The sequence below is a fragment of the Microcystis sp. M015S2 genome, from assembly GCF_020245945.1.
Taxonomy (GTDB): Bacteria; Cyanobacteriota; Cyanobacteriia; order Cyanobacteriales; family Microcystaceae; genus Microcystis.
On record NZ_JADBTX010000051.1, the window covers coordinates 1 to 24186 of the forward strand.

The window sequence follows — 24186 nt, forward strand, 5'->3', positions numbered from 1 at the left end:
TCCCAGGATGCGATCGCTTCTTCATACCTTCCTAAGTTATCTAACGCAACCCCTCGGTTGTACCAAGCTTCATGGTAATCGGGTTTAATTTCTAAAGCTTGATCAAAGGATGCGATCGCTTCTTCATACCTTCCTAAGTTAACTAACGCATTCCCTCGGTTTGTCCAAGCATCAGGGTAATCGGGTTTAAATTCTAAAGCTCGATCGTAGGATGCGATCGCTTGTTCAAATCTGCCTAAATTCAATAACGCATTCCCTCGGTTGTTCCAAGCTTCATGCAAATCGGGTTTAATTTCTAAAGCTCGATCCCAGGATGCGATCGCTTTTTCATACTTTCCTAAGTTATCTAACGCAACCCCTCGGTTGTACCAAGCTTGATGGTAATCGGGTTTAATTTCTAAAGCTCGATCGAGGGATGCGATCGCTTGTTCGTATTCTTTTCCCATTGCATGAATTAAACCTTTTTCATGCCACAATTGAGATGCTCGAACAGGATCGAGAGATGGGGAATCGCTTAAATAGGCCTTAATTTCGGCCAACTTTTCCTGTCGTTGTTGGGGAGTGAATTGCTGATAGGTATCGAGATCGCTGTCTAAATAAACCAGTCTTCTAATTTCTCTTTCCAATATGTCCTTATCGGTCGGAAATTCATAAACTCCCGAATACCAATCAAAAAAATCCGACGCACGACGAATAAAATACCGCAAGGCAAATTCCGGCAATAAGAATACTAAAGTAAAGGGAAATTGCCGCTCAAATCGCTCACGGGATAGGTTTAAATAGCCTAAAATCTTAGGAACTCCGGCCCAGGTTCCTCCATAAACTGGACTTTGACTCGACAAGAAATAGCCTTGACTTTCCGCTTCTTCGTAGCGCAGTAGTGCATTTTCTAAACCTCGCACAAAAAGAATATTTAGATTGGTATAATTTGGTAGATCAACAATTTTCTCATACAAATTATCGGTTTCTGAATCAAGCTGCAGGACTTGAATATTTTTATTGGGTAAATCTTGACTGATTCCCCGAATAATCTCATCAGCTTGCACGGGAGAACAGCGAACAAAGAGTAAATTAAAGCCATTTTTTCGTCTGAGCGATCGCAGTAATGCTTGATAGGATTCTGCTGCTGTTAGGGGTTGCTCTTCTAGCAATCCTTCAAAATCCGATTCCTGAGAGTTAGTTAAGGGTTTTACTTTTTGGTTTGTCATTATTATAATCCTCCCGGTATGGGTTGGCTGAGGATTGCGTCTTTAAACTCCTTGATTTCGGTAATTAAAGGATGCACATCATACCAACTTTTTAACTCTGCATCTGCATCAAAATAAGCATATTGTAAAACACAACGATTGAATAATAATTTACGATGAGCTTCATCATTTTGAATTTCGTTGGTACGATGTACCTTAGCCAGAATTTTCCACTGCTCGTGTTCTACTGTTCTCTGATAGACATCTCTAGCTTGGGTTATTGCTCTTTGAGCAGCTTTTGCGGTAATGGGTAAAGCATCCACATGATCTAAAGCGGTTTGCATTAATAAAATTAAGTTTCGTACATGACCTCCAGTCATTAAACATAATCGCTCCAGAACTTCTTGACTTTCAAAAATATCTGTTTCTAGCTTTTTCGTTGGTAAAAATTGCTGGGTTCTTTTCTCAATAATAGCCTTAATTTTTGCTATACCATCAGGATTAATAGTACGATCAAGATTGCGGATCATAATCATCGGTAAAACCATCGGGTCATTATCATAAATATCGCGGAGATCATTGGCCCGATTGGAATAGGCCATTGAAATAGGTATAGTATAAATCAAATGACAATTTAACCCCTTTAATTGATCGGCTCGATCTAAAAAAATCTCATCATGATTAGTTTTATGATCTCGCCGATTTATTGGTACAATGCGATCTAAGTTATCAACAATTACCACTAATTTTTTTGAATCATCTAAGACATTTTTGCTATTATCAATAAACTCATTTAGTGCTGTTAACAGCGTAACAGTATGAGGATTAATTTTATTTCTTATTTCTTGTCTTTGACTGGGAATTGCCCGAATCGCCGCAGACAATTTACCAAAATATTTAATTAAATCCCCTGTTTCTAGTTTAACATCTTCAACTTTAATCTCTATTAAAGCTAAATCAATTAAATCCTGCCAACGGGATTTTATCCAGTTTTTTAAGGGGGTTGAATTAGCCTGTTTTAGTTGTTCTAATAAATGGCGCGTACAGGCAATGAGAATATCTGTATATTGAGCATCTTCTGGATCGATATCGTCTTCATCTGCCGCAAAATAAACAACAAAACAATTTTTTTGCTCTAGATATTTTTTCAGCCGCAATAATTCCGTGGATTTCCCCCCTCCTCGATGTCCTGTGTAGAGTTGATGGGTGTAGTCTGTTGGCAGCGAACGAATAATTTTTCTGCCTAAATCTTGACAGACATCAGCATCCGCTCTCACTGCTTTTAGATCCACATAAAAGGGACTATCGGCAGGTAAAGGAACCGGTTTAAAGGCATTAGCAAGATTAGCGATCAATTGTTCAGACATAGGCGACTATAGCTTAATTGATGTCATTATTATAACAATACTTATTGACAAGATGTTATACCGAATCCGCTTTTAATATTACGACTAACTCTCGATCGAACTTTAAAAACCCAGTTATGGATTTTTTCTCCCACTTCCCACTCCCCAATTCATAATTCATAATTCATAATTCATAATTTCCCCACTCCCGATTAAAATTGAATTTCACCCATATCTAGGGATAAAAAGCGATCGAGTCCTAAATACATCCAATAAATAGAGTTTGGGGATTCCTGAATAGTTTTTTGAAATCCCAAGGCTGCGGCTAATTTCTCATAATCGGGATGAATAATCAAAGTATGTAAATCGCAGAGATTAGGAAAATCTAAGGTCATTCTCTGGAGAGTTTTTTGGGCATCTTGCAGAAAAATTAAACGATATTTATCTAAATAATTAGCATCGATCATCCAACTGCGAATAAATACCGAAAGACAATTTTCATCTCCCACGGATGCCATTTTAAAAGGATCCTGTTCGTTGATCGCACTTAGATGTAAACTCTTGTTAGGAGAGGTAAAAAAATTCGCTTCCGACTCGTTTGCGGTGGGATAGAGCAGATAAAAACCGACGGGATTAAGATTATCTACCCGACGCAAAACTCGCATACCTGTAGTGTAATCTTTTGCCCAACCCCGCAACAGACGAGAAATGCGATGGGGAATTGCTTCAGCATTGCGATTCATCCAGTTATAATTGCGTGTCAGCAAGTTAGCCACAGGAATCGCATCACAACGGGGATTAAATTGATCTAATTGCAATTCTACAGATGATTCCGAGCTATCAGGCTCTAAAATCCCCGTAATTGGCTTGATTTTAATTCTGGTTGTGTTGCCGTCAAAAATTTTTTCAATTAAACCAAGGGCTGCTAATTTATCTAACATCATACCCGCCGATCGTTCGCTGCCCTGGTCCTGATCCTGATAAAATAAATCCGATGCTTGCCGATGGGTACAGATAATGGCAGTGGTGGGAAAAATTAACTGGGATAAAGGGGGTTTTGCCTGTGCCTCCTTGGCGATCGCATAAATCCAGAGACGCAGAAAACAAGTGGCACGCACCCGGGTTAATCCCACTCTCCCCACCAAGCGCTCGATCATTTGTTCTTGTTTTTCCCAAGAATACCAAATTTTCAGGTGTTTGCTCTCCATCTTTTCGGTCCTAGATTCTGACAACGATTATACTTGATACTTCACCCCACTTCACCCCACTTCACCCCAGTTCTCAACCCTCCCCCTACTAGATAGCGCTCATTGTTGTTGCACCTCTAGAACCGACAAAATGGGTGTAGAAACATTTAGGAGACGATTATGAACGATAAAAAATACGGTACTGCTCCCAGTCATACTCAAGCGTGGATTTTTCAAACTTGGTTATCTTTTATTGTCTCTATTTCTGCCACTTCTTTAGGGGTTGTTTATCTACCAGTAGATCCGTGGATTAAAGGTTATTTAGGCATGGGTTTACTATTTACCGTCGGTTCCACCATTAATTTATCAAAAACTGTCCGCGATGTCGAAGAATCTAAACGCTTAATTAATCGCATTGACGAAGCAAAGTTAGAACGGATATTGAGTCAGTACGATCCCTATAAGGAGTAGTTTTTCCCAGTTATTGGTTATCAGTTTTTTCGATTATTCTCACTCTTTTTTCTGACTTAGGAGAGTTTATATGCTATTCACAACTAATCTAATCAGTGTGACCAAAGGAATAATTTCTCTTTTACAAAATCCCAGTAACATTATGTCTGTATATGATATTGAAGATGGCTTAAAAGAGAGTTGGTTACAGCGATTATCTTTGCAATATGTTAAAAGCGATCGAGCTACCGCCCAAATGATTGCCCAAAGATATCTAGCCGCTAGTCCCTGTTTAGAAACCCTGCTAAAACTCCCAGAAGATTCCCTGGGTTATCATTATGCTACTCACCTAATTAGTCTCAATTTTGATCCTAATTTTTATCGGTCTATTCAGGTCAATTCTGATACAGATTATCTGCTGCTTCGCTTACGGCAAACTCACGATATCTGGCATATAGTCACGGGTTTTGGTGTCGATGGCATGGGAGAATTGCAACTGAAAGCTTTTGAATTAAGTCAAACTCGTCGCCCTCTAGCTATTGTCATAATTTTAGGGGGATTATTGGGAGCTTTATTTTCTTCCCCACTTTCCTTACATTCTCTCTGGGAAGAGATTGTCATCGCCTATAATTTGGGCAAAAATACTCGACCTTTTTTGGCGCAAAAATGGGAACTAGCTTGGGAGAAATCCCTGCTAGTTTGGCGGCAAGAATTGGCGATTGTCCACTCGAACCTAGGAAATTAATTTTGCTGGACTACTTAAGTAAGTGGTTATAATTTGAAGATAGATTTTGTCTTTGATCCCCCCTTAATCCTAGGGTTTATTCATAGTAGGGTTGATTCATGAATCAACCCTACCCTTAATCCCCCTTTGATAAGGGGGGTGCCGATCCCCCCTTAATCCCCCCTTTGATAAGGGGGGAAATATGATAATTTTTAACACCTACCTAGTTAGAATAATCGACTAAACCTAATAAATCCCGATTAATCGGACAAAATAGGGCAATTTGCCCATTCATGGGCCAGAGGAGAGAAAAATTGTCAGACCATCGGGAAAAAGTGACAGGGGAAAAATTTTTCTGGACTGGAGTAGCCAAAAAATCCCAGTCCGGGTAAAATTGATTATCGATCGATTGTGTGAGGAGTCCGACCCCCATGACCAATAAACACACAGCAAGGCTGCTGGGCAGTTACCTGCAGCGCCTGCCTGCTCATAGTTGGCTCGTCCTAGTTTTTTGGGCTTTGATTATCGCTCCAGTCCAAGCTGCTGTCGAATTACGCATTGCCATCAGTAAAGGTGTTAGCGCCGTCTCCGTGGGTAGTTCCACCGATGCTGTGGTGAAAGATGGGGCCGGCAGAGTTCTAGGAGAATTGACCGCCATGAATGCCCTCAATGCTAATCCCAGAGGAAAAGCGGTGGGTTTGGCCGATTGGCAGGCCAGTCAATTGATCATCGAACCGGAGAATGATGGTTACGTCTGGATTAACGATCGCTGGTATCGAGGACGCACAAGGATCATTCGGCAAGGTTCTGGGGTGACAGCCCTAAATTTAGTCGATTTAGAGGAATATCTCTATAGTGTCGTCGGTGCGGAGGCGATTCCCTCCTGGCCGCAAGAGGCCTTAAAAGCCCAATCCGTGGCGGCGCGCACCTATGCTCTCTACCAAATGAACACTTCCGGCAATCGCATCTACGATCTGGATACTACCACCCGCACCCAAGTTTATAAGGGTCTAGAAAGCGAGTTTACTACCACCCAAGAGGCAGTTAATGCCACCGCCGGACAAATTATGAGCTTCAACGGCAAACCGATTCTAGCGGTATTTCACTCCTCTTCCGGGGGTCATACGGAAAATGTCGAGGATGTTTGGAATTCCCCCTTACCCTACCTGCGCGGTGTCGTCGATTACGACCAAGTCGCCCCGGTATTTCAATGGTCAAAAAACTTTAGTGCCAGTGAATTAGGCCGTTTAATCGGTGGTGTCGGTCGCGTGCGATCGCTATCTCCCGAAAGGACCACTCCCCACGGACGAGTGATTACAATGCGTATAGTGGGCGATCAAGGCTCTAAATTAATCTCTGATACCCAATTACGGCGATTCCTGGAGCTGCGGAGTACCCTATTCACGATTTCAGCTAATAACGGTACTTTTGCCATTAATGGTCGCGGTTTCGGTCATGGGATCGGTTTAAGTCAATGGGGCGCTTTTTCCCTCGCCGATCAAGGGGTGACTTATGACCGCATTCTCAGCCATTATTATCAAAATGCTCGTTTAACTGAAATGCCCAATTAAAAAGGCTGTCAGCCGTTTCCAGTAAACTGATCACTGATAACTGATAACTGATTGTGAGATAATGTCTGATCTAACTTGTAATTTTTGACTTGCATGACCATCGTTACCGAAGCCTTAACCGAGTTGGAACCAGTCATAAAAACTACCTTTACCGTCGAGGAAATTCGCCAACTACTGCCCCATCGTTATCCCTTTGCCCTGGTCGATCGGATTATTGACTATGTACCAGGTAAAAAAGCCGTTGGCCTCAAAAATGTCACGATCAACGAGCCTTTTTTCCCCGGTCATATTCCCAGTCGTCCCTTGATGCCGGGGGTGTTAATTGTTGAATCCATGGCCCAAGTGGGGGGGGTGATTTTGACCCAATTACCCGGGATGAAAGGGAAATTTTTTGCCTTCGCTGGCATTGATAAAACCCGTTTTCGTCGTCCTGTGGTGCCGGGGGATCAATTAATCATGACGGTGGAATTATTATCCTTCAAGATGAATAAAATTGCTAAAATGCAAGGGGAAGCAAGAGTCGATGGGCAATTGGCCGCCCAGGGCGAAATGATGTTTTCCGTCTTTGATTGACCTATGAATTTTGATCGAGATCGTCTCCGACAAGAACTAAATTTATTTGCTATTCTAGGGGCTTTTATTACCAATATTTTCGCTAATATTTTTCCTCTTAAGGGCGAAAATATCGGGGCTATCTCGAATACAGTTTTTCAAGATGTCTTAATTGTTCCCGCTAATTATGCTTTTGCAATTTGGGGATTAATCTATCTGGGTTTAATTAGTCTGGGAATTTACCAAGCTTTGGCTTTTAATAAAACTGAACCGCGTTTGCGTCGGTTAGGCTACGAATTAGCCATCGCTAGTGCTTGTCAGATTCTCTGGGTAATTCTCTTTCAATTGCGTTTTTTTACCCTGTCTTTACTGGCAATGCTAGGCATTTTAATTCCTCTCATCCGGCTTTATCTCCGCTTAGAAATTAATCGCTTGATTGTCAATCGTAAACAGGGTTTATTAGTTAATGCTCCTATTAGTATTTATTTCGCTTGGATTACCGTGGCCACAATTGTCAACGTCGCTTCGGTGCTAGATTGGATCGACTGGCAGCGATGGGGTCTAACTGACCAGATCTGGACGGTAATAATTCTGGTTATCGGGGCGATAATCGCAATTTTAGTCGGTTTAAACCGAAAAGATCGGGCTTTTATCGGGGTGTTTATCTGGGCTTTCTTTGCGATCGCTGTTAAACATATTTCTCTGCCTCTAATTGCGATAACGGCGATTATATTAGCGATTATCCTAACTTTTCTGGTTTTTAGTGGCAGTTTTCGTCCTCTGAGTCGTTAAAATGCGGGGTCACAGCGAATTTCGACGATAAAGCCATCGGGATCGTAGAAGTAAACCCCTCTCCCAGTCGGCCGGGTCACGGGTCCACTAGCAATAGTAATTCCCTGACTTTGTAGCACTTCTAGGGCAAAATCGAAGCATTCGGGGACAATATCGAAGGCTAAATGGTTGGCACGGGTAAAAGCGATTTCGGGATTGTCGTCGGGAGGGTTTAAATCTGGTTCCCAAAATAGGTCAATTACTGTACCATCGGGGGTGATAAAATTGGCCACTTTTCCCTGGGCAACTAATTCTTTTAAGGTGGTGGGAATTTTTTCCCCCACTAATTCCTCTAAGCCTAATATTTCCCCATAAAAATGACGAGAAGCCTCCATATCTTTGACGTTGAAAGCGATATGATGGACTTTTCGCAGTTGACCAATTTTGAGTTTTTTTGTGGTTAAGGAAGGGCTAATAGTCATTTTAGTTATCATTTATCAGTAAAGGATTGGGGGATTTTTCAGTGAACAGTAATCAGTAATCAGTGAAAAGACAGCACTATTAATGTCATTTAATATTCCTCATTTAATACCGTTAACTGATAACTGATAACTGATAACTGATAACTGATTGGCGACTTAAGAGTTAATTTTTTGCAATAATTGCCGAATGGATTCCGCATCTTGAGCGTTGGGTAGGAGGGCAAGATAGAAGCCTAAATCCTGTTGCGCTCGGCTGAATTGTCCAATTTGATAGTAAACTAAACCTCGATCGCGCAGCTCTAGGGGATGATTAGGAATGAGCAAAAGTAGCAGATCTATTGTCCGAATTGTCTGAGACCATTGTTGACGATTCAGGTAAATATATTTTAAATTAGTCAACAAACGTAATAAAATTTGCTGATTGGTGGCAATATTGAGAAAATGTTCTTCTAATTTAACTGGCTGTTGATAAACTTGACTTAATCTTTCTTGACAGTCCTGTTTAAATAAGATTTCACCACCGTGAAAGGGATCGACAAAAATTTCCACTTCCTCGAAATCGGGACGGATAATAAAATGGCCCGGCATACCAATTCCTACCATGGGAAAATTGATCTTTTTGGCAATCTCTAAATAGATAATCGAGAGAGTGAGTGGGATACCCGTGCGGCGATCAATTACGTCATTTAAGTAGCTATTGCGGGGGTCATAGTATTCTTGGGTATTACCGGTAAATCGTAAATCTTCAAATAAATATTGATTGATAATCTTGACTATTTTTAAAGGATATAATCTATCGGGTAAGCGTTTTTTTACCTCGTCAGCCATTAAATTTATTCTATTTAAATATTGATCAATCTTGAGGCGCGGATATTCAAAATTGGCTATTTGTAGGGCTGCCCGAGCTAGATTTATCTCAGGGTCAGGATGTTGAATTGTTTCGATGAAGGCTTGGTATAAGAGTTCAAGGGTCATTAGAAAAGGGTATTAATCAGATTATCAACTATTTTAACCGATGCTTCCGGTTTTATCGCTTCTCTTTTCCGATCACCATTAAAGGTTCAGTGATTTAGATGAGCTTTCCCTGGAGGAGTAACGAGAAATCTTGTCAAGATCTAGATTAACCACGGCTTTTTCTAAAGGGATCGTGCGACAATTTTTATTTTGAGACTGCACTTGATAAACTAATTGATTTGTCCAATCTAAAGCAGTTAACCAACCACTTTGGGGATGATAAACCCCAGTTTCAATGTCTAGCCAACCGCTGCCGCGAGCTAGTTGTCCCGGTTTGACATCGGGAAAGGTAAAGGTTAAAGTATGACCTGTGATAATTAGTTTATCCTTGAAATAGGGTTGGGTCATGGTATGAAATTCGTTTCTAATCCAACAAAACTGCTCGTTTGTTTGCTGTTCAAGGGGATATTCTGGGTGTACTCCCGCGTGAACTAACCAAATATCTCCTAGGTCTAAATAAGCGGGTAGGGATTGGAACCAATTGATATGCTCGGCGGGTATATTGTTATTATAACTTAGTAGTGTCGCCGCCCCGCCATTCTCGATCCAGACGTTTAGCCATTTTTCAGAAACTTCTTTTCCTGCCAGAGCTTTTAAGAGCATATATTCATGATTGCCTAGGAGACACTGATAGTTATTTTTGATGACAAAATCCACCACTTCCAAGCTCTGCTGTCCTCGATCAATTAAATCTCCCAGAAAATAAACCTTATCCTCACTATCGGGAGCAACTCGGTTTAATAGTCGCAAAAGTGTCTGAAAACTGCCATGCACATCTCCGATAATAATACGACACGGTTCTTGAGTCTGTTTCCCTATTTTTCTAAAAAACACACACCCCTCCCTAATCACTGAGATTGCTACTCTTTTATTGCTAAAAAAGTAGTTTTTATCAAGTCTTAATTTTATTATAGGACAAAGCTTTCCTTCTGACAGTCACTCCCTCCTAAGAACTGCGGCAGCAAGGCTGTAATTGTTTTGTAAAGTATTTTTGCAATTTCTGGACAGGAAGCGGGCAGGTTATGGTATTATTTTTTTATGATCAGTTTTTATACAATTGGATCTAAGCATATGTGAGTAAGTGCAAAGATTCCCATTATATAAAAAGTATCTCAAAAAAATGCTCCTTTGTCAAGCATAATCAAAAAAAAAGTTTTTTTTTGAGATTATAATAAAAAAAAATTAGTTTTCTGCTGCTATGATAACCCTAATTAACGCTAGAATTCCCACCCATCAGGAGCGACAACAAATAGAGATAAATGCTGCGGGAAAGATCGAGAGAATCACGGAGATGGGGGGAAGGAAAAAAGGGGAAAAGATTATCGATATGGAAGGGGATTGGCTATCGTTAGGAGGAGTAGATTTACAGATCAACGGGGGATTAGGATTAGCATTTCCCGACTTAGAAATAACAGATCTAGAAAAATTAGATAAGATTAGCGATTATCTTGGGAATCAAGGAATTGATGGTTATCTTCCCACCCTAGTCACCACGTCTGTGGAGAAATTTCAAAAATCCCTCTCAGTAATTGCCAAATATATCGAGAAACAGCAACAGGAAAATCGAGCGAGCGCGCAGGTTTTAGGAGTACATTTAGAGGGACCATTTTTAAACTATGAAAAAAGGGGGGCGCATCCGGGACAATATCTTTTAAACCCAAGTATAGAAACAATAGATAAAATCTTTGGGGACTACTTATCGATCGTCAAAATTATCACCCTAGCCCCAGAATTAGATAGTAGCGGTACGGTGATTAAATACCTAAGCGATCGAGGAATTACCGTCAGCTTAGGACATTCGCAAGCGAGTCAAGAAATAGCCAAAAAAGCCTTTTTACAGGGGGCAAAAATGGTTACTCATGCTTTTAATGCCATGCCTCCTTTACACCATCGTCAACCGGGGTTATTAGGGGAAGCAATTATCAATCGCGAGGTGTATTGTGGGTTAATTGCCGATGGTCAACACATCCATCCAACCATGATAGAATTATTACTAAAAGCCAGTAATTATCATCAAGGAATTTTCTTAGTTAGTGATGCTTTAGCGCCGATTGGTTTAGAGGATGGTGTCTATCCTTGGGACGAGAGAGAAATTGAAGTTAAACAGGGAACAGCAAGACTTTTTGACGGTACTTTAGCGGGAACAACCTTACCCTTATTACAAGGAGTAGCCAATTTAGTTAACTGGGGAATATGTGATTTAGAAACGGCGATTCTTCTAGGGACAGAATCCCCCAGAAAAGCGATCGGATTGGCGGGTTTATCGGTGGGACAACCTGCTAACTTTTTGCGCTGGCAATCGGCATCAAATTGGGAAAGATTGGATTTGCGCCAGCATTTTGGCCTCTAACTGTTGAATGAGGGTATCGAGATCCACTTCGAGGCGATCAAAACATTCAGGAGGGGAAAGTTCGGGTTGAAAATAAATCAATTTTACCTGACCATCACCGATAGCGACTATAGCCACTTCTTCGCTGGGATTATAGCGATAAATAATCCCAAGCATCTCTTGAATTTTACAATTAACCTTGCGATTTAATTTCTCTAGGGACTCCCTAGAACAACAGACAAAATGGGGCTGAGGTTTAAGATCAATGCCCAAGATTTCCTGAGCATCTTCTCCCCATTCCGAGAGTAAACCCCACATTAAACCGGCTAATTCCTGTTGATTTTCTTGCACGAATTGATCTAATTGATAGCGCCATTGATTAGCGGGATCATCGGGGATTGGTTGTTCAAATCTCATTATTAGCCTCTTTTCAGTTATCAGTTATCAGTTATCAGTTATCAGTCCTTAATAAGGGGTGTGCCGATCCCCCCTTATTAAGGGGTGGCGATCCCCCCTTAGTCCCCTCTTAATAAGGGGTGGCGATCCCCCCTTAGTCCCCCCTTAATAAGGGGGGAAAGCTGACAATTTTTAACACCTACCTACTTAACGACGGTACTCATCACCGCAATCACCGATCAACTGCAATAAATCCCGGGATTTTTGCAAGACATGATCAATTTTTTGATAGTCTTGGGGGGATAATTGAAAATCGAAAATACGGGCATTTTCTTGGATATGTTCAGCAACACCCAAACGCACCCCGATAATTGCCCCGGCTACGGCCTTTTGTTCGAGAACGTAACGCACTGCCACATTAGGAATGGTGACATGATAGGAATCAGCGATCGCTTTAAGAACAGTTAATAATTCTTGGAATAATTGCCAGTTTCCCCAAGCATTGATCATGTTTTTATATTTCCGTAAACTAGCGGTATTGAGACTCATGGCATTGGGTTCAGGATGACCGAGATATTTTGCCCCTAATAAGCCTCCTGCTAGAGTACCATAGGCGAGTAGATAGATGTTATGTTCTTGGCAAAATTGTGCCATTTTGACGAGGGGACGGCGATCGATTAGAGAAAACTGGACTTGATTGGAGACTATTTTAATCCCGGTGCTGAGAATAATTTTTAAATGTTCCGTGTCGAAATTAGTCAAGGCCAGGTGTTTAATTTTGCCTTCCTGTTGTAATTCTCCTAAAAAATATAAGGCATCTAGATAATTTTTATCGCGATAATCCCACCAGTGAAACTGCAATAAATCGAGACTATCCACATCCATGCGACGGAGGGAAATAGCGATATTTTTTGCGACTATTTCCTTAGTCATTTTACCCGGACGGGGAACCCATTTAGTGAAAGCTTGCAGATTATTTAAAGCATCAATGCCCCTTTGAGCGACTAATTGACGACGAAATTCACCGATAAAATCTTCAGCCGGACCGTAATGATCGGCCAGATCCCAAGTGGTGAAACCGGCATCTAGATAGGAGAACATACTAGGGATCGCTTTTTGGGGTGCGATCGAACCATGGGCGCCTGAAACTTGCCACATTCCGTTCAAAATACGACAAATTTCCAGATCGGGGGTAAACTGTAAGCGACGAGATTCGGACATGGGAATTATGAATTATGAATTATGAATTATGAATTGGGGAGTGGGGGGAGAAGGAAGTGGGGAGAATAAATAAAAATAATCTCCTGACTCCTAAATACTGACTCCTGAAGGCTAAAAAACCGATGAATTTACTTTCTTAAATTATCGCCCGATTTTACCCTGTTTCGTTGAACAGATCGATTGTACCTGTCCAGAAAAAAGCGGCAAAGGGGAAGACTTTCGGAAAAATCTCCCCCTTTTTGGGTTTCTGCTACTCAATTTTTGCTGGTTTAATATTCCACTTCCAATCGCGCTGCGGTGACAGCATCAAAAGCGAAAGCGAGAACTATAGGCATAGGACAAGCGAGGGTGATACAGAGAATTAAAGCTGTCAAAGTCAATCCGATCGCCACTCCTAACCAAAGTTTTTCGGCAGGGGATAGACCTTTTTGGCGCTTAATGTTTTGTAACACTTTGGTGGGAATTGGTTCTGGCATCACGGCATTGGGAGGGAATGCCCAATAATTACTGTAGCGTTCGAGAAATAGCTCTGTCCAGCCGTTTTCTTGACACCATTCTTGAATCCATGGTTCGTGAAAGTGTTTCATTGCTTCCCTGTTGACTTTTTCCAGTGATTACTATAAACATCTCCTGATGTGAATTTCATCCTAGCAAAGCTATCTTCAGGGTCGATCGGATTCAATAAAACTTAATATAATACTAAATCCGTTGAGTATAGGCTACATATCAGGACAGGCAAAAGGCAAGAGGCAAGAGGCAAAAGGGGAAATAAATAATCAGTTTTTAATAACTGGATTTAGTGTAAGCTTGCAGCCATCGGCTGTCAGCCATCAGCTTGTTGCTTTCTAGGGATCAGCTTGGGGATTGGGTGTGAGGGAATAGGAAAATAATTGTTAAAAAATTTCGGTTCTCGATTCGGTACAGATTGCCTGTAATTTTTGGTCCCAAGTATCGAGGGGAAGGGTATCGAGATAGGCAAAGTCAAAGACAATCCCGATCGAGGGGATAGCTTGCCATTCGGGGGAATGTAAGAGACGATCAAAATAACCCCCCCCGTAACCTAAGCGATAACCTTGGCGATCGCAAGCGACGGCGGGAATTAATAGTAAGTCCACTTCGGCCGGTAAAATGAGAGGAGCGATCGCTGTTGGTTCATAAATGCCATAACGATTTAATTCTAGGGGATCATCGGCAGTCCAACAGTGCCAAGTCAGGCTATCTCCGTCACAACGGGGAAAACCCCAGCGATGGTGTTGGCAAAATAAGGAACTTAAATCCGGCTCCTGACGATAACTGAAGTAAGCGAGAATGGTTTTAGCGTGGTGAAAGAGGGGTAAAGATTGTAAATTTTTGCAAAGTTGCTGACTATTTTCTTGCCAAATATGCTTAGGAAGCGATCGTCTTTGGGTAATTAGTTGTTTGCGTAATTGGGCTTTTTTGGTAGCAGAATCCATAAAATAGAGATAAATATTTCTGTAGTCACAAGATGCTAAATCTATTTAACTCGCTTTTTGGGCGTTATAACGAGAATATCAAGGCCAATGTGGAAATTTATACTTGGGCAACTTGTCCCTACTGTATTCGAGCCAAATGGTTGCTGGGTTGGAAAGGGGTAAAATACACCGAATACAAGATTGATGGGGATGAAAGCGCTCGTCAAGCTATGGCGCAACGGTCCAACGGTAAACGCAGTGTACCACAGATTTTTATCAATAATGAACATATCGGTGGTTGTGATGATTTGTATGCTTTGGATGGTCAAAAAAAATTAGATAATTTATTGGCTAAATGTGGGACTATCTAAAGTCTATTGATGAAAAAGCCTATGAGAAACATCGGCAATGGATGCGGTTAGCTTTAAATTTAGCGGCAACTGCGGGGGATCGGGGTGATGTGCCGGTGGGAGCGGTTATCGTGGATAAAGAGGGCAATTTAATCGCTCAAGGGGCTAATTGCAAGGAAAAACACCATGATCCCACCGCTCACGCCGAAATTCTGGCGATTCGTGCCGCTAGTCAAGTTTTAGGCAATTGGCACTTAAATGATTGTACCCTCTACGTCACCCTCGAACCCTGTCCCATGTGTGCCGGGGCAATTATTCAGGCTAGATTAGGATTATTAGTGTACGGTGCTGACGATCCCAAAACAGGAGTTATCCGCACTGTGGCTAATTTTATAGATAGTCCTTTTTCTAACCATCGTTTGCCGGTAATCGCGGGAATTTTAGCCAAGGAATCCGGGGAATTATTACAAACTTGGTTTGAGAAAAAAAGATGAGAGACATTCCTCGAATTACTGACAGAATTGCTGTCAGTAATTCCCCGACAATTACTTTCCTACCATATCACCGTTCCCTGCGGTTGAGACGTGGGGCAACCTCGTAATTTAGGCAAGAGTGTGACTGTTGAACTGTTGAATAAGGTTAATTAAGTTGATTGAAAACACTTGAGTCAAAAATGAATAACAGTCTGTTTAAGTTTATGATAACATTACTTTATCGGTCAGTTGACATAGATACACCATCTAAAGATACCGTAAATATACGGTAGATAACGATCAACACACTGTCGTAGTCTAAAATTATGAATCCAGTGAGTTTCTCAACTTGTATTTTATGATATATACTCTAAATATAGCGCACCTACATGAAATGTAAACCCCCTCCGTTTGGCGTCTTGCGATACCTGACTTCCAGAGCCTAGCCGTTCACAAATCAACTAGGCGCACTATATATATTTTTTTATGTTAGGATAACTCACAAATGTATGGTATAAAATAAGATTTATCTGTGTGCTGTAAATTAGAGTGTTTTTACAATATTTAATGGAAGCAACAAAACAATAAATGCACTATGCAACTTACTAACTTTATCTCTAATAAGTCGGATCGATCACAAACTAAAAAATGGCTCAAAACCCTTACATTAGCCTGTTCCTATGCTGGATTATCAGGGAAAAAATCGCTTTGGGATCTAGCTGACTTAGCTTGTAAAGTTGAAACTGAATGGGGAAATCATCCCAATTACCATTTTAAAGCATTGTCTGATGCTTGTGGTATTTCTGAGTCACGATTACAGTTATTAGCGAGAACAGCTAAATTTTATCCCCCAAAAGAACGTTTTCATCAGCTTAGTGTAAGCCATCATATAGAAGCAATGCGAAAAGCTCCTACTGAGGCTCACTACTGGCTCAATCAAGCATTAGAAAAGAAATGGAATAGTACAGATATACGTTTAGCTATTACAGGTAATGGTGATCCTCAAAAATTTTCGTGGTTGAGATGTGGAACATTTTGGTACTTTTCTCATTGCGATCCTCGATTTGGAATTAAATACCCTGGGCGTATTCCGGGGCAAATAGCAGCTAATTTAATTCATTATTTTACTGAACCTGATGATCTTGTGGTAGATTTAATGGCCGGAGGTGGTTCAACTTTAGACGCTGCTCAATTCTTAGATAGACGATGTTTAGGTTATGATTTAGCGTCTGTTCGTTCTGATATTTTAATTAATGATGCTCTTTTAGGCGTTCCAGAAGAAGCTCATGGAGCGAAATTAATTTTTTTAGATCCTCCCTATGGTGCGATTGCCAAAAATTTATACAGTAAACATCCTCACTGTTTATCTCAAATGAATGAAACGGAGTTTATTAACGCTTTAGTTACCATTGGTGATCACTGTCGGCAAGCACTATCACCTGATGGTTATTTGTCCATTTTGATCCAGAATGTTTATGATTGGGAAAATCACACAATCTTTAAGGTTGTTTCTAGTTTTCTTGATAATAATTGGAATTTAGTGAGTCGAATTCAGGCTCCTATTTCTAATCAACAAATTTCATCTAGTGTAATGAAATGGGCGAGAGAAAACCGTAAAATGGTTAATACAGATCGCGATCTTTTAGTTTTTCAAATGAATAAGGAGTAATTGTGTAAATGTACGCTTCAAACTCTAATCTTTATCGTGAACCTATCCCAATCTCCAGCCAATTTGCAGAAGTTTTGGAGTCAGATATCCAAGACTATGTAGAAAATTTACGGCAATTAGATACGCCAGAAATAGCTGAAGGATTACAAAGTTCTCGTAATCGAATGCTATCTGAAAATATTATTCAGCAATCACAGACTGTTCAAGGTTTAGGATCAATGGTAGCGGTTGATGGTGGGAATAATGTTTTAAATATTGGACTAGGAACACAGTGTTTTGTTGTTTCTGTCCTATACTCTTTACGTCAAAACTATGATGTTAGAATTTCAATGGAAAGACTAGCATTTGAAGAAGAAGAAGCAACGGCTTTAATGTACGGAGTTCGTAATGCAATGGAGGTAAGAGATATTTATGATGCAAATGAAAGAGAAAGCTTTTGTATTGTAGATAACTCTTGGGTTTCTTTATTAGAAAATGTTAATCGAGTTTTAGTTAACTACCGACGAAATAATAGCGACGATGATAAACAAAGTTTGTTAAAATTTTTACAGCCAATGCTTTCTCGAAATGGTCATTTTATTGGTATTCTTCAAAATTCTCGCAATATTGCCATTTCTAAAGGTGGGGTTTCACGATTCTATTGCAATCAGTATGGCTCAAATTCTTTAAATTTATTGGATAAGGTTTTCCTTTTAGGCGTTCTACAAGCAGGTGAATATACTAAACCAATTCCTTTATCGGAAAGTGGTTTAGGTAAATTAAATGTACATACAGATAGTATTTTTGAAAGCCAAAATGCTATTAAAGAGATTTATAATGCTACTTTTACCAGTACAGGAGATGTAAATTGTATTTGCTCTACTTACTATAAACCTCATGCTTGGTCGCCAGTAAAAAGAATTGAATTTAATCGGGAGCTTTTAAGAAATGGCAGCAGACTTTTCCATCAAATGTTAGCTACTGTTAGAGATAGCATGATTGTTCCAACAATTTATGAACCGTTAGAGCAGTTTTTAGTTGATCAAGTTGTTAAGCGTCACACAGGACGTTTGCCAAATCTTTATCAAACAGTAGGGGTGGCTAACATCCAAGACTTTAATAGTAATTTGGCCACTCAATTAGTTCGCCGATTCCGCACCTAAAACACTAAGAGGATTTTTTATCATGGTAGAATACATTAGCATTGGCTCAACTCGTAACCGTCAATTTTATGGTATTGTTCGTTCTAGTTCCTTAGGCAATGAATTATTAGGTCGATTAGGGTTTTTAAGATTTAATGCAGGAAATAGCAATATTTCTGTTTTATGTCAAATCATTTCAGTAGATAGACGTAATACCGTTCATGAAGATGGCAGTTTTGGTCCTGTTATTGCAGCAAGAGGTTCTATTCCCTATTTATCATCAATTGGAGATTATGAAGAAGCGATCGCTAAACCTATCGCTCAACAAGTAAATGGAAGTGCTGCACCCTTATAGCGGTAAGCGCTTGAGTGAGATACAGACCAAGCCTTGCCTAGCATGGTTTATAGCTCGTGACACTGTACTTCATACGACTGCACACCGCTATAAGAGCGAATCCTCCTAGTGGTTCACAAATTGTTAGTTTAGATGATAATTCTTTGATGTCTGAAGAAGAACAAAAAAATCCTCAAATAATTTTTAATAGTTTTGCTCCTGATAAGTCAGAAGGCTATTTGAGATATCCGGGGTCATTAGTGGGTGAAGCTATTAATGTTCCTATTATTTGTAAAAGTTTTAATCCTGCTGATGATAATGGTTGGGGTGAAGCTCGCCATGCAATATTTTTGGGAAGATCAGGTAGTGGGAAAACTCATGCTGCCAAAATTATGCTGGCATTATATTTATTATCAACGAGAACAATGGGAGCGTTTATACCTGATGGCAAGGGAGATTTTATTAGACCATCAGGACGTGATTTGAATTTACGGAATTTTTTAGAAGCTAATGGTCGTAATGTTCAAGTTATACATATTGAAGATTTAAGATTAGAAAATACAGATCAACTTCAAGAACTTCTTTCAATTGAAAATTTTCAAAGACTTGTTGCACCTTCTATTGCTCCTGATAAATGGAGATTGCTTTTAGAATTAACTTTAGAGAAATTTACCGATGAAGATGAAAAGCTTATTGTTGAAGGAGACAAGGCTATTAGTCAAGAAAAATTTTTGGAGAAGTTTAATGATAGTTTAGAGTTTGTATATGCTGAAACTGGCAAAAAACTTGATGTTAGAATTGAAAAGCTTAAAAAATCACAAGAAGATAATCTAACAAAAATAACCTCTTTATGGAATCGTGTATTAAAAAGATTTACTGAAGGAGAAAAACTTATAGATATTGTAGATCATGTTTTAATTGAAGGAAAAATTTACTTTCTTAATATTGATAGCTATAATACTTCAGTTAATGTTTTTATACTTGGAACTTTATACAAACGTTTCCGAAGTCGCGCACTTAATCTATATAAAAGTCGACAAAAATATGCAAATGCAATTGTTTATGTCGATGAAGCTAATCGTTTTATCCCTCAATCACCTAAAGATGAAAAACAAAAAGAATTACAAGAAAAATTAATAGACGGAATTAAAACAACAAGACAATATGGTTTAGCTTGGTGGTTAGCGGATCAAAGACCTTCCGCTATTAGTAAAGATGCTTTTACCCAAATGGGAACATTCTTTTTTGGTAAAGGAATGACTGCTGTTGCGGATCAAACTAATATGGAATCAGTTTTAGGAAAAGATGGCTGTAATGTTTATAGTTATGTAGCTACAATGGGAGGAAGTCCATTTGTTGCCAGTGGTCAATTCATTGGAGTTGGTTCGAGTGAATCGGTAGCAGTTCCTATGCAATTTTTCAAGGATTGGCAAACGTTAGCTGATCAAAATAATGAAACTTTAGATGCTTGTATTCAAGCAGGAACAACCAACAACAACTCATAAATGTTACTGAAGATGATTGATCGGCTGATGAGTTAGCTCTTGTAACTTCTCAGCCACTTCAACCCGATGACAACGATGATAATCCATTTCTGCACATAATAGCAAAACTGTTTTTGACTGAGCTTTTTTAGCAATATATTGTAAAACTTCATCTTGATGAGAAGAGCCGTAAGCAAAATTCACGATGAATAATTGGAAAAGTCCTATCCACCCTGGGGAAATTTTAGCTGATGAATTAGAGGAAATTAATCTTAATGTTTCTCAGCTTGCCACAAGAGTTAATATTCCAGAGAATGAACTTGAGCAAATTCTCAAATGTCAAGGAAATATCAAGGGAGATATTGCCTTAAAATTAGGGCTTTTTTTTAATACAGGGGCAGAAATTTGGATGAATTTACAAAAAGCCTATGAGTTAGATCTAGCGAGGGAAAAGTTAGGAAATACCCTCGAAGAAATTATTCCTTATCAATCCCTGTCTTCAGGATAAATTCTCTTGAATTCTATAATTAAGCTGCCCGCACATTTAAATTACTTGTTGAGATGAGGCACTCTTGCACTCTTGCAGAAGGCAACATTAAAGGGATTGAGGGAGATTCAGCTAATCTAAGGATCGGAGGTTAAAATTCCTCTTAGCTTAAAACCCCACACCCGACACCGCACACCCTGCCTCTAGAAAAAACTTTTTCAGCAAACCCTAATTAAAGAAATAGTTAAATCCTGATAAAAATCCTCTTGTTTTAATTCCACTTTTGATTGAGAAGCCAGTAAAAGTAAAGCCCAAAAAATCGCCACCTTCTCCTGTGTTGCCGAGTGACTAGAGGGTTTTTCCGCTTGCCATAAATCTAATAAATACTCAAACTCTATCTCCTTTTTCTCCAATTGAAAAAACTTTCTCTGCAAAAAAAAGTCCAGTTCCGCTGCCAATTCCGTCAGGTTTTCTTGGTGGGCCAATTCCGTGATAATTTGTACCGCTTCCCGTCGGGATTGGGGCCGGGGTTTCGGGACAACTACAGGCAGTTTCGGTAAAGCTTCAATCTCTAGGGCAATCTGTTGTAATTGAGTGATTAACTCCTGTAAAGTTACCCGTCTTTTTCGCGGTGGTGGGGCGGCAGTACGACGGCGAATATGATTTTCTAGATAACGGGGTAAAGTTCTTAATTCCCGTTCTAACTCGCTAATTTCCTCATCAATCAGACTTTCTTCTTGCTGGTCCAAAGACAATCTTTCTAGGGTATCAGCCTTAAATAAAACTAACATGGAAGCCCATAAAAAAGCCTGTCCCGATTGGGGTAAATTAGCCTGGGCCATGGCTAAATCTAGATCATTTAATAACCCCAATTCCGCCAAAAAGCGATCGATCACATCAATAACCTGCACATCCCAGGGGTCAATTTCTCCCTGTTCCGCCATTTCTAAAAGAGAGGCGATCGCATCACTGGCCGAGGTGATAGTCATGATTGTAGAATCTTGTAGGATCTCAAAGGATAAAATTTAGCAAGCAAAACCATGGACATATCGATCGCTGACCTGCGCTTGGACTACAATCTTGAAGAATTGCTAGAGTCAGAAACATCTGCCGATCCTTTCATTGTATTTAAACAATGGCTAGAACGGGCGGTATCTTCGGGAAGATTGGAACCCAACGCTATGACTTTAGCCACTATTTCGCCGGAGGGTAAACCCCGGGCCCGCATGGTACTGTTAAAAGACTTCGATCCTCGCGGTTTTGTTCTCTTTACCAACTACCAAAGCGCCAAAGGACAGGAATTAATCGCTAATCCCAATGCGGCCCTAGTGTTTTGGTGGGGAGAATTGCAACGGCAAATTAGGATCGAGGGAACTGTAGAAAAAATCAGCGAGGAGGAATCGGATAATTACTTTTTTGTCCGTCCCTGGGAATCTCGTTTAGGGGCCTGGGCCTCCAATCAAAGTGAAGTGATTTCCGGGCGGTATATCCTCGAAAAACGCCTGACAGAACTAAAAGAAGAATATGCGGGTCGTGAAGTTCCCCGTCCTCCTCATTGGGGCGGATTTCGCCTAATTCCTAGTTTAATCGAGTTCTGGCAAGGTCGCCCCAGTCGTCTCCACGATCGTCTCTGTTATTATCGTCAAGAAGATGGCAGTTGGCAAAGGCAACGTTTAGCTCCTTAGTTTGATCTTGACACCTTGTATTAGCAAAATAGCTCAATGCTAATTCAATTTGTCATTTTAGTCTTGAGATAATATTAGGTCGATGTCTTTTCCCAACCCGCGCTTACCTTAGCGATTGGGTTGGGCTATTATATCAATTGGATAAAGGTAATCCGTCCGCCCTAAAGTTTCAGAAAAACGATAGAATTGAAAGGGTTTTTGTCTGCATCTTTCAAAAATAACTAGAGAATTATGGACATCAATAAAGTTGGACTTCGAGAAACCTTAGAAGCATTGCGGGTTGAACTGAGTAAATCTATTTTAGCCTCTGAGGGTGAGCAGATTCGCTTTGAAGTGGGTGACATTGAATTAGAGTTTCAATTTGTGGTTGAGCAGTCGAAAGAAGGCAAAGGTGGGCTGAAATTTTGGGTAGTAGAAATGGGTGGGGGTGTCACCAATAAAGATACGATAACCCATAGAATTAAAATTCCTTTAAGCTTTTGCCAATAGTGGATAAGAGATATACAATAAAAGAGGTGATCACCCCAAAAGAATCTTTTCTAAAGAGGTAATCAATTAATGAGCGATAACAAAAATAATGTTGGTGCTGGTGTTGTGGCTATTCTGACTGCGGCTGCACCAGTTATTGTTGCGGTGACTGGACTAATATCTGTACTTAAGCCATCGCCTGATCCTTCTCCCAAAGCAGAACCCCAGAAAACAAACGTTTCTCCTCGTCAAGTTCCCTCGGAGTCTCCAGCGTCAAAAGTTACGTTTTCCTGTGGAGAAAGTGAATACAATGGGAAAAGTTTTCCTGCAACAATTGCAACCGGTGATGAATCGATTCCAATTATTCTTTGGAAGCTAGATAATAATTATTTTGGTGATAATTGGCCACCGCTAAAAAGGTGTGAGGAAGTTTCTCGGCGATTCCAAAGAATTTATCATCGTGATGGCTTAAAATATTTAGTTGCCACATTAGAAACCTGGGTTCCCAATAAGGAACTGCCTGTAATCTGTTCTGTTAAATCAGAAAATTCAGTTTGCCATGAGGAGGATTTATTAATTACTTTAGAATCGAAAGATAACCCTAATGATGTTCTAAAAGAGCTATTAAATCGCCACAAATTACCTAGTCAAGAGCCTCCTGTTTTAAGGGGAGAAAAACCACCTAAGACTTTTGCGGAAGGAAAACGAGTTTTTTATGATATTTCTTCAATTATTCCTTCACCAAAATCTAAAAAGAATACCGAAAAAAGTTCGGAAAAACCTGCTTGGTAAAAATAATTCTGAATTTTATTACTCATTCAAATATATTTGAAATTATGAAACTCCATAAATTGACAAGCCTTGTCTTTGTTTCTATTTGTATCGCTATATCATTGCCATTTCGATGTTCTTTAACGTTGGCACAGACGACAAAAGAAATGCAAGCGATTGTGAAGAAACCATTACCTTATTTTGCGGAAGGAAGCGGTGCATTTCAAACAATAGATACGAATAATCCTGAAACTATTAAGCTTATTGAAGAAGGAATTAAACGCGCAGAGTATAAATTATCTGTGTATAAAAAATATTCCAAGGATAGTTATCCAGACCCTCAGCATTATCAAGGCAAACGAATGATAAGTGATTTAATTCAAGAAGCTAACGAACGATTATGTGATTATAATATTAGGCTTGCCGATTTGATAACAAGAGATGAAGAAATTGTAAAATATTGTGGCGATTACTTTAAAGTATTTAACAAAGAATATGCTGCACAATTCAAAAATGATCCATTAGCAGAAGAACCAAATAATCTGAGAGGGGGACAAGCGAGCTAGAAGGTAGATAGGGCAAGCGATATCGCTCTTTGTCCTTTGATGTAATCCTTCAACCGATAGCGGCTAATTTGCATTAGCTCTTCTATATTTTTTTGGAACATTTGATGTAGCCCGA

The 24186-nt window shown here is 39.9% G+C and carries 30 protein-coding genes; 17 read left to right on the forward strand and 13 right to left on the reverse strand.

Annotated features, from left to right (window positions below; translation table 11 throughout):
• The 3 genes from IM473_RS10820 to IM473_RS10830 form a co-directional block, all read right to left on the reverse strand.
• On the reverse strand, positions 1-1208 hold a 1208-nt coding region (locus tag IM473_RS10820), incomplete at its 3' end, for a tetratricopeptide repeat protein (RefSeq protein WP_287659332.1).
• 2 nt (positions 1209-1210) lie between these two features.
• Positions 1211-2554: a P-loop NTPase fold protein gene (locus IM473_RS10825; RefSeq protein WP_287659334.1), complete on the reverse strand. Its 1344-nt coding sequence runs from the start codon at positions 2552-2554 to the stop codon at positions 1211-1213.
• A gap of 191 nt (positions 2555-2745) precedes the next feature.
• Positions 2746-3741: a hypothetical protein gene (locus tag IM473_RS10830; RefSeq protein ID WP_287659336.1), complete on the reverse strand. Its 996-nt coding sequence runs from the start codon at positions 3739-3741 to the stop codon at positions 2746-2748.
• A 159-nt stretch (positions 3742-3900) separates the two neighbouring features.
• On the opposite strand from IM473_RS10830, the gene IM473_RS10835 reads away from it, so the two are divergent.
• Together IM473_RS10835 and IM473_RS10840 are read left to right on the forward strand one after the other, a co-directional pair.
• Entirely contained in the window at positions 3901-4191 is a 291-nt protein-coding gene (locus IM473_RS10835; RefSeq protein ID WP_287659338.1) for a YiaA/YiaB family inner membrane protein, read from the forward strand.
• 70 nt (positions 4192-4261) lie between these two features.
• Positions 4262-4915 (forward strand): Coq4 family protein, encoded by a 654-nt coding sequence (locus tag IM473_RS10840; protein ID WP_287659339.1) that lies wholly within the window; start codon positions 4262-4264, stop codon positions 4913-4915.
• A gap of 202 nt (positions 4916-5117) precedes the next feature.
• Here the strand turns inward: IM473_RS10840 and IM473_RS10845 are convergent, their stop codons facing one another.
• Positions 5118-5327 carry a hypothetical protein gene (locus tag IM473_RS10845; RefSeq protein ID WP_287659341.1) on the reverse strand — a complete coding sequence of 70 codons (210 nt, stop codon included), beginning with the start codon at positions 5325-5327 and terminating at the stop codon, positions 5118-5120.
• Between IM473_RS10845 and IM473_RS10850 the strand changes: the two genes are divergently transcribed.
• The 3 genes from IM473_RS10850 (at position 5326) to IM473_RS10860 (ending at position 7809) form a co-directional block, all read left to right on the forward strand.
• Entirely contained in the window at positions 5326-6465 is a 1140-nt protein-coding gene (locus IM473_RS10850; protein WP_287659342.1) for a SpoIID/LytB domain-containing protein, read from the forward strand. The two genes, IM473_RS10845 and IM473_RS10850, sit on opposite strands and share 2 nt — an antisense overlap.
• A 93-nt stretch (positions 6466-6558) precedes the next feature.
• Positions 6559-7038, forward strand: coding sequence for a 3-hydroxyacyl-ACP dehydratase FabZ (gene fabZ, locus IM473_RS10855; RefSeq protein WP_002734156.1), 480 nt, complete (start codon positions 6559-6561; stop codon positions 7036-7038).
• Positions 7039-7041: 3 nt separating this feature from the next.
• Positions 7042-7809: a TspO-related membrane protein gene (locus IM473_RS10860; RefSeq protein ID WP_287659343.1), complete on the forward strand. Its 768-nt coding sequence runs from the start codon at positions 7042-7044 to the stop codon at positions 7807-7809.
• On the opposite strand, the gene IM473_RS10865 is transcribed toward IM473_RS10860, so the two are convergent.
• From IM473_RS10865 to IM473_RS10875, 3 genes are all read right to left on the reverse strand, one after another.
• A complete protein-coding gene (locus tag IM473_RS10865; protein ID WP_002802022.1) occupies positions 7806-8270 on the reverse strand; it encodes a VOC family protein in 465 nt (154 codons plus the stop codon). The two genes, IM473_RS10860 and IM473_RS10865, sit on opposite strands and share 4 nt — an antisense overlap.
• Positions 8271-8426: 156 nt before the next feature.
• Positions 8427-9245: a SirB1 family protein gene (locus IM473_RS10870; protein ID WP_287659345.1), complete on the reverse strand. Its 819-nt coding sequence runs from the start codon at positions 9243-9245 to the stop codon at positions 8427-8429.
• Positions 9246-9323: 78 nt separating this feature from the next.
• Positions 9324-10118 (reverse strand): metallophosphoesterase family protein, encoded by a 795-nt coding sequence (locus IM473_RS10875; protein WP_287659347.1) that lies wholly within the window; start codon positions 10116-10118, stop codon positions 9324-9326.
• 364 nt (positions 10119-10482) lie between these two features.
• On the opposite strand from IM473_RS10875, the gene nagA reads away from it, so the two are divergent.
• A complete protein-coding gene (gene nagA / locus IM473_RS10880; protein ID WP_287659348.1) occupies positions 10483-11634 on the forward strand; it encodes an N-acetylglucosamine-6-phosphate deacetylase in 1152 nt (383 codons plus the stop codon).
• On the opposite strand, the gene ccmS is transcribed toward nagA, so the two are convergent.
• The 4 genes from ccmS to IM473_RS10900 form a co-directional block, all read right to left on the reverse strand.
• Positions 11590-12030 carry a beta-carboxysome assembly chaperone CcmS gene (gene ccmS / locus IM473_RS10885; protein WP_287659349.1) on the reverse strand — a complete coding sequence of 147 codons (441 nt, stop codon included), beginning with the start codon at positions 12028-12030 and terminating at the stop codon, positions 11590-11592. The genes nagA and ccmS overlap by 45 nt on opposite strands.
• A gap of 186 nt (positions 12031-12216) precedes the next feature.
• On the reverse strand, positions 12217-13230 hold the full coding sequence (locus IM473_RS10890) for an aldo/keto reductase (protein WP_287659350.1): 1014 nt from the start codon (positions 13228-13230) through the stop codon (positions 12217-12219).
• A gap of 269 nt (positions 13231-13499) precedes the next feature.
• Positions 13500-13817: a slr1957 family protein gene (locus tag IM473_RS10895; protein ID WP_002762345.1), complete on the reverse strand. Its 318-nt coding sequence runs from the start codon at positions 13815-13817 to the stop codon at positions 13500-13502.
• Between the two features lie 306 nt (positions 13818-14123).
• Positions 14124-14684, reverse strand: coding sequence for a 5-formyltetrahydrofolate cyclo-ligase (locus IM473_RS10900; RefSeq protein WP_159252147.1), 561 nt, complete (start codon positions 14682-14684; stop codon positions 14124-14126).
• 32 nt (positions 14685-14716) lie between these two features.
• On the opposite strand from IM473_RS10900, the gene grxC reads away from it, so the two are divergent.
• The 6 genes from grxC (at position 14717) to IM473_RS10930 (ending at position 20115) form a co-directional block, all read left to right on the forward strand.
• On the forward strand, positions 14717-15034 hold the full coding sequence (gene grxC, locus IM473_RS10905; protein ID WP_190359696.1) for a glutaredoxin 3: 318 nt from the start codon (positions 14717-14719) through the stop codon (positions 15032-15034).
• Positions 15019-15507 (forward strand): tRNA adenosine(34) deaminase TadA, encoded by a 489-nt coding sequence (gene tadA, locus IM473_RS10910; protein ID WP_287659351.1) that lies wholly within the window; start codon positions 15019-15021, stop codon positions 15505-15507. The genes grxC and tadA overlap by 16 nt, the downstream gene beginning before the upstream one ends.
• Before the next feature lie 574 nt (positions 15508-16081).
• Positions 16082-17155, forward strand: coding sequence for a DNA methyltransferase (locus IM473_RS10915; protein ID WP_002740946.1), 1074 nt, complete (start codon positions 16082-16084; stop codon positions 17153-17155).
• A gap of 8 nt (positions 17156-17163) precedes the next feature.
• Positions 17164-18297 carry a hypothetical protein gene (locus IM473_RS10920; RefSeq protein ID WP_287659352.1) on the forward strand — a complete coding sequence of 378 codons (1134 nt, stop codon included), beginning with the start codon at positions 17164-17166 and terminating at the stop codon, positions 18295-18297.
• Between the two features lie 22 nt (positions 18298-18319).
• The gene (locus IM473_RS10925; protein ID WP_287659353.1) at positions 18320-18631 is read left to right on the forward strand and encodes a hypothetical protein; all 312 of its coding nucleotides are present in this window, start codon (positions 18320-18322) and stop codon (positions 18629-18631) included.
• 146 nt (positions 18632-18777) lie between these two features.
• On the forward strand, positions 18778-20115 hold the full coding sequence (locus tag IM473_RS10930; RefSeq protein ID WP_287659354.1) for a helicase HerA domain-containing protein: 1338 nt from the start codon (positions 18778-18780) through the stop codon (positions 20113-20115).
• A 3-nt stretch (positions 20116-20118) separates the two neighbouring features.
• Here the strand turns inward: IM473_RS10930 and IM473_RS10935 are convergent, their stop codons facing one another.
• Complete coding sequence (locus IM473_RS10935) at positions 20119-20298, reverse strand: DUF488 family protein (RefSeq protein WP_287659355.1); 180 nt, start codon at positions 20296-20298, stop codon at positions 20119-20121.
• A 1-nt stretch (position 20299) separates the two neighbouring features.
• On the opposite strand from IM473_RS10935, the gene IM473_RS10940 reads away from it, so the two are divergent.
• Positions 20300-20602, forward strand: coding sequence for a HigA family addiction module antitoxin (locus tag IM473_RS10940; RefSeq protein WP_287659356.1), 303 nt, complete (start codon positions 20300-20302; stop codon positions 20600-20602).
• Positions 20603-20799: 197 nt separating this feature from the next.
• On the opposite strand, the gene IM473_RS10945 is transcribed toward IM473_RS10940, so the two are convergent.
• A complete protein-coding gene (locus IM473_RS10945) occupies positions 20800-21570 on the reverse strand; it encodes a segregation/condensation protein A (RefSeq protein ID WP_108937222.1) in 771 nt (256 codons plus the stop codon).
• 51 nt (positions 21571-21621) lie between these two features.
• Between IM473_RS10945 and pdxH the strand changes: the two genes are divergently transcribed.
• The 4 genes from pdxH (at position 21622) to IM473_RS10965 (ending at position 24071) form a co-directional block, all read left to right on the forward strand.
• A complete protein-coding gene (pdxH, locus tag IM473_RS10950; RefSeq protein WP_104398377.1) occupies positions 21622-22266 on the forward strand; it encodes a pyridoxamine 5'-phosphate oxidase in 645 nt (214 codons plus the stop codon).
• Positions 22267-22497: 231 nt separating this feature from the next.
• On the forward strand, positions 22498-22755 hold the full coding sequence (locus tag IM473_RS10955; RefSeq protein ID WP_287659357.1) for a trypco2 family protein: 258 nt from the start codon (positions 22498-22500) through the stop codon (positions 22753-22755).
• A gap of 69 nt (positions 22756-22824) precedes the next feature.
• Positions 22825-23526: a COP23 domain-containing protein gene (locus IM473_RS10960; RefSeq protein ID WP_287659359.1), complete on the forward strand. Its 702-nt coding sequence runs from the start codon at positions 22825-22827 to the stop codon at positions 23524-23526.
• The gene (locus tag IM473_RS10965) at positions 23520-24071 is read left to right on the forward strand and encodes a hypothetical protein (protein WP_287690445.1); all 552 of its coding nucleotides are present in this window, start codon (positions 23520-23522) and stop codon (positions 24069-24071) included. The genes IM473_RS10960 and IM473_RS10965 overlap by 7 nt, the downstream gene beginning before the upstream one ends.
• Positions 24072-24186: the final 115 nt, after the last annotated feature.